The sequence below is a fragment of the Kitasatospora sp. NPDC093806 genome (assembly GCF_040683335.1).
Lineage (GTDB): Bacteria > Actinomycetota > Actinomycetes > Streptomycetales > Streptomycetaceae > Kitasatospora.
On record NZ_JBFBDO010000094.1, the window covers coordinates 22,625 to 33,274 of the forward strand.

Annotated in this window: 7 protein-coding genes and 1 pseudogene; 4 read left to right on the forward strand and 4 right to left on the reverse strand. The window is 73.9% G+C overall.

The features are described from left to right. Positions 1-88: 88 nt before the first annotated feature. Positions 89-1,159: a Dyp-type peroxidase gene (locus AB0N76_RS31105; protein WP_363562816.1), complete on the forward strand. Its 1,071-nt coding sequence runs from the start codon at positions 89-91 to the stop codon at positions 1,157-1,159. After that, positions 1,156-1,959, forward strand: coding sequence for a family 1 encapsulin nanocompartment shell protein (locus AB0N76_RS31110; RefSeq protein ID WP_363562818.1), 804 nt, complete (start codon positions 1,156-1,158; stop codon positions 1,957-1,959). Before AB0N76_RS31105 ends, AB0N76_RS31110 begins: the two co-directional genes overlap by 4 nt. Positions 1,960-2,009: 50 nt before the next feature. Here the strand turns inward: AB0N76_RS31110 and AB0N76_RS31115 are convergent, their stop codons facing one another. After that, the gene (locus AB0N76_RS31115) at positions 2,010-2,192 is read right to left on the reverse strand and encodes a hypothetical protein (protein ID WP_363562820.1); all 183 of its coding nucleotides are present in this window, start codon (positions 2,190-2,192) and stop codon (positions 2,010-2,012) included. Positions 2,193-2,324: 132 nt separating this feature from the next. Then, a complete protein-coding gene (locus AB0N76_RS31120) occupies positions 2,325-5,537 on the reverse strand; it encodes a BTAD domain-containing putative transcriptional regulator (RefSeq protein ID WP_363562822.1) in 3,213 nt (1,070 codons plus the stop codon). A gap of 334 nt (positions 5,538-5,871) precedes the next feature. Here AB0N76_RS31120 and AB0N76_RS31125 point away from each other — a divergent pair, with 334 nt between their 5' ends. Then, positions 5,872-8,028, forward strand: a complete 2,157-nt coding sequence (locus AB0N76_RS31125; RefSeq protein WP_363562824.1) for a tetratricopeptide repeat protein — start codon at positions 5,872-5,874, stop codon at positions 8,026-8,028. Positions 8,029-8,169: 141 nt separating this feature from the next. Here the strand turns inward: AB0N76_RS31125 and AB0N76_RS31130 are convergent, their stop codons facing one another. Together AB0N76_RS31130 and AB0N76_RS31135 are read right to left on the reverse strand one after the other, a co-directional pair. After that, the gene (locus tag AB0N76_RS31130; protein WP_363562825.1) at positions 8,170-8,805 is read right to left on the reverse strand and encodes a hypothetical protein; all 636 of its coding nucleotides are present in this window, start codon (positions 8,803-8,805) and stop codon (positions 8,170-8,172) included. Then, on the reverse strand, positions 8,802-10,151 hold the full coding sequence (locus AB0N76_RS31135) for a hypothetical protein (RefSeq protein ID WP_363562827.1): 1,350 nt from the start codon (positions 10,149-10,151) through the stop codon (positions 8,802-8,804). The genes AB0N76_RS31130 and AB0N76_RS31135 overlap by 4 nt, the downstream gene beginning before the upstream one ends. A 403-nt stretch (positions 10,152-10,554) precedes the next feature. Between AB0N76_RS31135 and AB0N76_RS31140 the strand changes: the two are divergent. Further along, a pseudogene (locus tag AB0N76_RS31140) lies at positions 10,555-10,650 on the forward strand (electron transfer flavoprotein subunit beta); the annotation flags it as partial.

Genomic DNA, 10,650 nt, shown 5'->3' on the forward strand with positions numbered 1-10,650 from the left:
CGCCCTGCGACCGTGCCGAAATGTCCGCTCTGCGGTGTAATCGTACGGATGATCAGACCCCGGAGACCGGAGTCCGCCCGTGCTGCCGATGCCCCCAGCGCCACCCCTCCCCGCCGACCCGCCGACCCCGCAGCCCGTCCTCGCCCCGCTCACCACCGCCGCGATCTTCCTGGTCCTCACCGTCGACCCCGGCGGCGAGCCCGCCGTCCGCGCCCTGCTGCCCGACCTGGACGGCCTGCGCCACGCCATCGCCTTCCGCGCCCCCGACACCGGCCTCACCTGCGTCACCGGCATCGGCTCCGCGGCCTGGGACCGCCTCTTCGCCGGCCCCCGCCCGGCCGCCCTGCACCCCTTCCCGGAGCTGGCCGGCCCCCGCCACCGCGCCCCGTCCACCCCCGGCGACCTGCTGTTCCACCTGCGCGCCGGCCGGCCGGACGTCTGCTACGAACTCGCCGGCCGGATCACCCGGCGCCTCGCCGGAGCCGCCACCGTCGTCGACGCCACCCAGGGCTTCGGCTACTTCGACGCGCGCGACCTGCTCGGCTTCGTCGACGGCACCGAGAACCCCGACGGCCGGGCCGCTGCCGACGCCGTGCTGATCGGCGCGGAGGACCCGGCCTTCGCCGGCGGCAGCTACGTCCTGGTGCAGAAGTACCTGCACGACCTCGCCGCCTGGCAGGCGCTGCCCGTCGAACAGCAGGAACGCGCGGTCGGCCGCACCAAGGCCGACGACATCGAGTTCGACGACGCGGCCAAGCCGGCCGACTCGCACGTCGCCCTCACCTCGGTCACCGGCCCGGACGGCGAGGAGCGGCAGATCCTGCGCTGCAACATGCCGTTCGGCCGCTTCGACGGCGGGGCGACGGGCCAGGGCGAGGCCGGCACCTACTTCATCGGCTACGCCCGGGACCCCGCCGTGCCGGAGGAGATGCTCCGCAACATGTTCACCGGCCGCCCGCCGGCCACCCACGACCGGCTGCTCGACTTCTCCACCGCCATCACCGGTTCGCTCTTCCACGTCCCGCCCGCCGACTTCCTCGCCGACCCGCCCCCCGCTCCTTCCGCCTCTCCTTCGCCTCCTTCCTCCCCCTCTCCCTCTCCCTCCGGCTCCCTCGCCATCGGCAGCCTGAAAAGGACCAAAGGATTCCCCGCGCCATGAACAACCTGCACCGCGAGCTGGCACCCGTCTCCGAAGCGGCCTGGGCGGAGATCGAGGAGGAAGCCCGCCAGACCTTCACCCTCCACCTCGCCGGCCGCCGCGTCGTCGACCTGAGCGGCCCCGACGGCCCCACCCTGGCCGCCGTCGGCACCGGCCACCTGACCCCCATCGAACCCCCCGCCCCCGGCGTCCTCGCCCACGCCCGCGAGTCCCGCCCCCTGGTCGAACTCCGGGTCCCCTTCACGGTCGACCGCGCCGCCGTCGACGACGTCGAACGCGGCTCCCGCGACTCCGACTGGCAACCCGTCAAGGACGCCGCCCGCACCCTCGCCCTCGCCGAGGACCGCGCCCTCTTCGACGGCTACCCGGCCGCCGGCATCGAGGGCATCCGCACCGCCACCACCAACCCCGCCATCCCGCTCCCCACCGACGTCCGCGACTACCCCAATGCCGTAAGCCAGGCCCTCACCACCCTCCGCCTCGCCGGCATCGGCGGCCCCTACGCCCTCCTCCTCGGCGCCGACACCTTCACCGCCGTCAAAGAGACGTCTGACCACGGCTACCCGGTGGCCAGCCACATCGCCCGCCTCCTCGACGGCGAACTCATCTGGGCCCCCGCCATCGAAGGCGCCCTCCTGCTCTCCACCCGCGGCGGCGACTTCGAACTCCTCCTCGGCCAGGACGTCTCCGTCGGCTACCTCTCCCACACCCCCGACACCGCCACCCTCTTCCTCCAGGAAACCCTCACCGCCCGCATCCTCACCCCCGAAGCCGCCGTCCCCCTGACCACGGCCCCCTGAACGACCAAGGGGGTGCCCCGCCCGTCCGGACGAGGCACCCCGAGAGGCTGTCAGCTGTCCATGGCCCCCGCCGCCCAGATCGGCATGGAGACCGTGGAACGGGAGCCGGCGGACCCGTCCTCGACTGTCGGCCGGTGCAGGTCGGTGGCCGTGACCTGCTGGAGGCCGCCAAGCGCTCCCAACCCCAGGGTGAGGGCGGCGACGGCGCGGACGACCGGCTTCAACTTCTTCATTGTCAGTGCACCTTTGTTCTGGGCGCGATGGTTCGCTGCGCTATGCCCGGAAGCCTAGTGCGCACGTGTGACAGGCTGGTATGACTGAGTCGGGTGTGCCAGCCGATTGACTTGAAATGATCAGCCTTGTGTTCAGCCCGTGTTGATCACTTCCATGAGGCGATCAAGATTCGCCGAACCCGTCACCTCAAGCGCACGCAGCAGGTCGAGCGCACGCTCCGCCGCAGCCCGGGCCGCCGCCGCGTCCCCCAGCCCGAGGTGGGCGTCGACGAGCAGCTCCCCGGCGCGCGCCTCCTCCTGCCGCGCCTGGAGCGTGCGGGCGAGCGTCGACGCCTGTATCAGAACGTCGACGGCCTGTTCGAGGTTGCCCTGCAAGAGGTGAACCTGTCCCAAACCCCGGAGTGCGGCCGCCTCTTCGCGCGCGGCGCCGACGGAACGTGCCAGCGCCAGCGCCCTCGCGTGGTGCTCCGCGGCCTCGCGGTGGCGCCCCGCCGCGCCCAGCAGGTCGCCCAGCCCGTTGTGGGCGTCCGACTCGTGCCGGATGCTGCCGAGCTCGCGGAACGTGGTGAGGGCGGAGTGGTACAGGTCCTGGGCGGCCGCGAATTCCCCGGGCACGTCCAGGGTGGCGGCGAGATTCGTCTTGACCGTCGCCAGATCGAGCTGGGAGACGTTTCCTTCGTTGATCCTGATGATCCGCTCGAAGGCCTGCCGGGCCGGTCTGCGTTCGCGCATTCCGAGCCTTATCTCGCCGATATTGTTGAGGATCTTGAATTCCAGGCTCGAATCCGTGAACGACTGGGCGTACGGGAGCGCCTCGGTCAGCGCGTCCAGGGCCGCCCGGTGGTTCCCCATCGAAATGTTGATCACGCCGACGTTGCAGAGGAAACGGGCGATGTTCCAGTGGTCGTCGATGGTCCGGCGGATCTCCATGCCGCTGAGCTGGACGGCCAGGGCGGACGCGAGGTCGCTCTGGGCCCAGTGGACCGCGGCCTGCTTGCCCAGGATCTCGGCCACGGCCTCGGGGTCCTCCGCCTCGCGGGCGACGGTGAGTGCGTGGCTGAGGGTCTGCCCCGCCTCCGGGTAGCGGGAGAGCTGGATGAGGGTCGAGCCCAGGTCGAGCAGCGACCACGCTTCGTGCCGGGTGTTTCCGGACGTGCGCCAGTGCAGGACGCTCGCGAGGTGGGTCCGGTGGGCGTCGGACCAGAATCCCTGCGCGTCGAGATCGGCGCCCAGAATGTGGGCGAGCCAGCCGGCGGGATCCGGCAGGGCGCGGTCGCGCAGTGCGGTGGCGAGGGCGATCAGACTGACGCGTTCCGTTTCCAGCCAGGCGCGCGCCAAGTCCGGATCGCGCAGGTCGAGATCGGCCAACAGGTCGTCCAGGAGCGGGAACTGATCGATCGTCGGCAGATCGAGTCGCGGCCGGTTCGGATAGACGGCCCGATCCGCCCGATCGCTCGCGTACAGTGCGAGCCCGGCCAGTCGGAGCAGCGCGGCCTCGCGCTCGGCGGCGCTCTCCTCCTGCTGCGCGAGCGTGACGGCGTACTCGTGGAGCAGGTCGTGGAACTGGTACCGCTCGGGCGAGCGCTCCTGGATCAGGTGGAGCTGCATGAGGCCTTCCAGCAGCTGATCCGTCTGGTCCAGCGGGTGGTTGACGAGTGCCGCCGCGGCGTGGAGGCTGAAGTCCGGGCCGGGGTGGAGGCCGAGCCGGCGGAAGACGCGGCGCTGCTCGGCGGAGAGCTCCTGGTAGGAGACCTCGAAGGCGGACGCCACCGAGGCGGACCCGTCCCGGATCTCGATGAGCCGCCGGCTCTTCCTGGAGAGCCGCCGGATGAGGTGGTCGAGGGACCACGAGGGTCTGGCCTTGAGCCGGCTGGCGGCCAGTTCGATGGCGAGCGGGAGCAATCCGCACTGGCGGACCACCACGGCGATCCGGGCCGGCGGGTAGACCCGTTCGGGGCCGATGAGCTGGGTGAACAGCTCGACGGCGTCGGCGAGCGGGAGCACGTCGAGGAAGAGCGAGCGCACCCGTGACAGCTCGGTGAGCCGTCGGCGGCTGGTGACGATGATCAGCGCCGCCGGGGCGGACGGCAGGATGTCCCGGACCTGCTCGGGGCCGACCGCGTCGTCCAGGATGACGACCGCTCTTCGTTCGGACAGCAGCTTGCGGCACAGCGCGGTGACGCTCTCGCCGTCCGGTGGGAGTTCCGCGACTCCCACGCCCAGGAGCCGTAGCAGGCTCGTCGCGGCCGCCGTCGAACTGAGCGGTTGCGGCCCGGACACGGCCCGGAGCGGGATGTAGTACTGGCCGTCGGGGAAGTCGGCCTGCAGCCGGTGCGCCACGGCCAGCGCGAGCGCGGTCTTGCCGACGCCGGGCATGCCCGAGATGGACTCCACGGTGATCACCCCGCCCCGGGTGGGCACCGGGGCCGTTCCCGAGCGCAGCCGGTCCAGCTCCTCGGTGCGCCCCACGAGGTTCGGCGGTGCGGGGAGGTTGGACCTGTTGCCCTCCGGTCGCCGGTGCGGTCTCGGGGTGGGGTCTCGCGGGCCCCGGGCGCCGGGCCGGGCGAACAGTTCGGTGACGGGGGAGTTGTGCAGGATCCGCTCGTGGAGGCGGGTGAGGGGGGCGCCCGGGGTGGTGCCGAGGTCGGCGTTGAGGCGGCGGACGATGGCGGGGTAGACGGCGAGGGCGTCGGCCTGGCGGCCGGCGCCGTGCAGGGCGACCAGCAGGTGGGCGGCGACCCGTTCGTCGGTGGGGCGTTCCTCGCGCAGGGCGGTGAGTTCGGGGATGAGTTCGCCGAAGCGGCCGAGCCGGAGGTCGATCTCGACCCGGAGCAGGGTGGTGGCGAGGCGCTGGTCGGCCATGGTGGCGCGGGTGGACTGGGCCCAGCTGCCGGGGAGGCCGGCCAGCGGTTCGCCGCGCCAGAGTTCCTCGGCGCGGCTGAGTACGGTGCGGGCCTGGACGTCGTCACCGTTCTCGGCGAGTTGGCGGGCGCTGCGGGAGAGTTCGAGGTAGCGGTGCCAGTCGACCTGTTGGGGATCGGCACGAAGCGAATATGTGTGCGATCCTCTGGTGATGGTCGGGGTGTCGTGCGGCGAGCTCGCCCCTTCCGCGGCGGCGGCCTTTCGCAACTCGGCGCGAATGTGCGAGACATGGCTGTAGATGCTGGCCAGCGCGCTGGGCGGGGGCTCCTCGTCCCAGAGCCGGTTGGCCAGCCACTCGTGCGAAAGCGGCCGCCCGACGTCCAGGGCCAGGGCCGCGAGGAGCCGGCGTCGCTTGTCCGAACGAATCGTGAACAACTCGCCGTTCACCGACAGTTCAACCGAACCCAGAAGGTGGAACTCCATATTCGACGCCCCCCGCCGGTTGGCTACCAGCTTGCCGTGTCGCAGGTGAGCATCCCATGCTTTCGGGGCGCTCTGCCATAGCGCATGCCTGCTTCAGGGATGGCGCCAATTGACATATTCTCCATATGACCGCGCGTCATGTGGTATCGACCGCAAGCACTTTGATCACCCGATGATCGCCACGCGGCCCTGCCACTCGGATCCGTCGTTCTGCGGGTAGGGGGAGCCAGTGGAGCCAGTGTTCACGGAGTCCGGACCGGGTCCGGCCGAGCGACCGGGAGCGGGCCCGGGCGCGCGGCCGGCCGCCGGCCCGGGTGCGGAGCAGCGGAACACGGTGTCCGGCGCCCAGGTCGGCGGTTCGGTCGTCCAGGCCGGACGGATCGAGCACCTCACCGTCTACGGCCCGCCCCCCACCGCTCCCGCCGCCCCCGCGCTCCCGGTGCCGCGCCAACTTCCCCCCACCCCGCGCCGCCTGGTCGGCCGTGAGGACGAACTCGCGGCACTGGACCGGTCATTGGAGGAATCCCCCGAAGCGGCCGACGTCACGGTGGTGGTCACCGGACCGGCCGGGGTCGGCAAGACGGTGCTCGCCGCGCAGTGGCTGCGCCGCCTCGCGGGCCGCTTCCCGGACGGCCAGCTCTACGCCGACCTGCGCGGCCACGCCCCGGGCGGTCCCGCCGACCCGGCCGAGGCGCTGGGCGGGTTCCTGCGCGCCTTCGGCATCAGCCCGGTGCCGCGCAGCCTCGCCGAGGGGGCGGCGCTCTGGCGCTCGCTGGCCGCCGAACGCCGGATCGCCGTCCTGCTCGACAACGCCTCCACGGCCGCCCAGGTCCGCCCGCTGCTGCCCGGTTCGGAGCACGCCGTGGTGGTGGTGACCAGCCGCCGCCGGCTCACCGGGCTCGGCATAGACGGCGCGGTGTTCCAGCCGGTCGAGGTGCTGTCGGACGCCGCCGCCGCGCAACTGCTCGCCCAGCGGGTCGGCGAGGACCGGGTGGCCCGGGAACGGGACGCCGCCGCCGAGGTGGTGGAACGTTGCGCCGGACTGCCGCTCGCCGTCTGCCTGGCCGCCGCCCGGATCGCCGCCCGCCCGGTGCAGCCGCTCGCCGCCACCGCCGAGGCACTCGGCCAGGAGTCCGAACGGCTCGCCGCGCTCGACGTCGAGGGGGAGGCCGTCCGGCACGCCCTGGACGCCTCCTTCGAGGTGCTCGGCGCGGACGCGGTCCGGCTCTACCGGCTGCTCGGACTGTTGCCGTTCCCCGTCTTCACGCTCGAAGTCGCGTGCGCGGTGGGCGACTTGTCGGCGGCCGAGGCGGACCGGCTGCTCGACGGGCTGATCGACGTCCACCTGCTGGAGGAGATCGAGGAGGGCCGGTTCCGCTTCCATGACCTGGTGAAACTGCACGCCCGGGCGCGCGCCGCGGCACTGCGCGAACTCCCGGAGGGGAAGGCGGCCGTCGACCGGGTGCTCGACTGGTACCTCGCCTCGGCCACCGCCGCCGAGGCGCTGCTCAGCCCCAGCCACCGCACCCAGCGGCGCGACTACACCGTCGAACCGGTGCCCCGGGCACGGGAGTTCGCCGACGACGCGGCGGCCGTCGGCTGGCTCGACGCGGAGACCGGACGGCTCGCGGACGCGCTGCGCTGGGCCGCCGACACCGGCCGGTCCCGCACCGCCTGGCAACTCGTCGACGCCATGTGGCCGCTGTTCCTCCGGCTGCGCCCGGCCCGGCTCTGGATCGACGCGCACCGGATCGGCCGGACCGCCGCCCGCGCGGCCGGCGACCGGACCGGCGAACTGCGGATGCTCACCTCCGGCGGTACCGGCCTGCGCAACGCGGGCGAGGGCGAGGAGGCGGCCGAGTGGTTCACCGAGGCGCTCAGGCTGGCCCGGACGGTCGGCGAACCCCTGGTCGAGGCCGACGCGCTCTACGGCCTCAGCCAGACCCACCGGACGGCGGGCCGGCTCGCCGAGGCGGCCCACTGCCTGCGGGCCACCATCGCCCTGCGCGAGGCCCGGGGCTACGTCCGCGGCACCGCCCTGGCCCGGCTCGCGCTCGGCGACGTCCTGCTCGCGGACGGCCGCCCCGCCGAGGCCGCCCCGGTCATCAGGGGCGCCCACCGGGAGCTGGCCGCCGTCCCGGCCGCGTACGAGGCGGCCCGCGCGCTCGCCTTCCTCGGGCAGGCCCAGGCGGCGCTGGGCGAGTACGAGGAGGCGGGGCGCAGCTACGCGGAGGCGCTCGCCGAGTTCCGCGCGGGCCGCGCCCGGCACTGGGAGGCCCGCGTCCTCGAACTCGTCGGCGACCTCGCCCGCGACCGGGGCGACACGGCCGAGGCGGCGGCCCGCTACCGCGAGTCCCTCGCCCACTACCAGGCCCTCGCCGCCCCCGACACCGCCCGCCTGACCGCCGGCCTGGACGCCCTCGGCACCCTCACCACCCCACCCGACGCGGACCCGGAGGACGGGGAGGGAGGTACCTGCCCGTGCACATAGCCGGCCGCCGGCGGACCCCCGGCCCGGCGCCACCTGCACCGGGCCGGGCGGCCCGATAAGCGGCGGGGAGCCGGGGCCGGCCCGGCTGGAGGGCATGGTGCTCGTGCCGGGGCGGCGCCGACCCCCCATCCGTCCCCGGCGTCAGCGGCCGGGGTGGCGGCCTGGTGGGCGGCCCGGGGGTGGGGTGAGGCCGCCGTCGCGGCGGCCGGGGCCGGGGGGTGGGCCGGACCGGCGTTCGGCGCGTCCCGGGAGGTCGTCGAGCAGCTCGTAGGCGTGGTGCGGCGAAGCGGCCAGTGCGGTGATCTCGGCGAGTGTCCGTCCCGCCGCCAGCCAGGCGTGGGCGAGCGAGCCGACGGCCGGCCGTTGCCAGGCGGCCGGCGCCCGGCCGCCGCCCGCACGGAGCCGGAGCGCCAACCGCCCGCCGGTCCGGGCGAGCACGAGCAGTACCCCGGACCCGCAGTCGGCGGTCGCCACCGCGCACCCGGGGTGCGTCCGCAGGACCGCCGTGAGCCGGTCCACAGCCCGGCCGGAGGTGGTGGTGCCGAGGTGGAGCACGTCCGCGTGGTGGCGTCGGTGGGCGGCGTCGGGATCGGTGAGGTCGACGGCCAGGTGCTCATCGACGAAGGAATGCGGTGCGGTCGGCCGACGGCTGGTGAGCAGCCCGTGGCAGACCCCGGCGGGGGAGTGGACGCGGGCCTCGAAGAGCGCGGCAGGCGCCCCGGCCGACGGCGCGAGGCCGTCGGCCGGGGCGAGCCGCACGGTGTGCAGCACGGTCACCGCTCACCCCGCCCGACCGGGGCACCGACGCCACCCACACCCGCTCCCTCGATGCCCACCCCGTCCACCCCGCCGCCGAGCGACAGCGGTGCGGGCAGCGGCAGCGCGGGCGGTTCCGGCGTGTGGGCGGGTTCGCCCAGGCCGAGGACGCGGTAGAGCAGCCGCCGCATCCGGCGGTCGAACCGGCCCGGTTCGGAGCTGATCCGCGCCGCGATCGCCGCGTACTCCGCCGCTCGGTACTGCTCGGCGGCGTAGGCGAGTTGGCCGGTCAGGGGGTGGGCGGGGCTGAGCGCCGGCGCGGTGCGGGCGAGCAGCGCGCCCGGCGAGCGCGGGTTGACGTCCCGGTGCGGGAACTCGGCGAGCAGGATCGGCGCACCGGTCATCGTGCCGTACAGGGTGACCGAGCCGTGGTCGCCGATGATGAAGTCGGCGGCGACCAGCAGCGGCCGCCAGTCCTCCTCCGGCGACAGCACGGTGACCGCCCCGCGCGCCGTTGCCGTCGCCCAGGACCGGACGGCCCAGGGACTGTGCGCGGCGGCCACGTTGGGGTGGACCAGCAGCGCGGTCCGGTAGCCGTGCCGGGGCAGTTCGGCGGCCAGCCGCGGCAGGACGGCGTCGAGCCGGGTGAACAGCGAGCCGCTGCCCCAGGTGGAGCAGACCAGCACCAGTTTCTCGCCGGGCCGCAGCCCGAGCGCCGCGCGGTAACGCTCGCGGGCGGGGAGGGCGGCGGCGATCCGGTCGTAGCAGCCGTCGCCGACCACCTCGGCGATCGGGAGCGCCTGCGGGCAGCCGCGTTCGAGTTCGGCGAGGTCGTCCCGGTGCGCGAGCGCGTACGCGGCGGGGACCAGCCGCCCGTTCCAGGTGACGTACTCGGCCCCGAACCCGGCGACGCTCCGTTCGGAAGCAGTCCCGTGCCCGCCCGTCGGCGGCGACAGCTTGATGTGCCCCGCCCCGTGCGGCAGCCGGACCAGCGGCCCGCGCAGCCGGTCCAGTCCCTGCGAACCGGCCGCGAGCACCAGGTCGAACTCCCGCCGGACGGCCTCCGCCCACGGCAGCACCGTGCCCCCGAGCCGCCGGACGTGCGCCGCCGCGCCCCCGTTGAACGCGTGCGGCGCGACCGTGAACTGCACGTGGATCCGCAGGTCCGCGCCCAGCAGCGGGTAGATGTCGTGCAGCCGCTGGCCGTAGACCATGGAGTGCACGACCACCAGCACCTCCTTGCAGCCGGTGAGCGTGGCCCACGACCGGCCCTCGTGCTGCCGTGCCGTCCCCTCTCCCGGATCGCGCCGTCCCTCGTCCCGTCCCCCGTGGTCGATTCCGTCGGCTTCCCCGTGCACCAAGGTCATGTCGTTCCCCCTCCTTGATCCCGGACCGGGGCCCCGGGTCTCGGCGGCCCCGGCGTCGGTCTGCCCGGGCGTTCTGGCGGAATCCATGCCGGGTCCTGACCATTGCTTGCGCAAACCTTGCGGTCGCCCGCAAGCCCATCCGGAGCCCACCCGCGAGCCACCGGCACACCCGCCCGCACGCCCGCCCGAAGCAGCCAAAGGGTACTGAGTTCCTTTACGAGGGGTACTGAGTGCCGTATCCTCTCCGGAGAGCCTCTGACGACAGTCGAAGAGAGCCGACAGGGCATGCCGGTCCGGGTGGCGCACGACGCACGCGGGGCGCGGCCGGGCCGGAGTTGGCACTCAGTACCCTCGGCATGGCCGGAGGCCACGGACCAGTGCACCCGTACCAGGAGAACCGCTCATGAGCTTGAGGATCGTTGTCTGTGTGAAGCACGTGCCGGACGCGACGGGTGACCGTCGTTTCGCGGACGACCACACCACCGACCGGGAGGGCGTG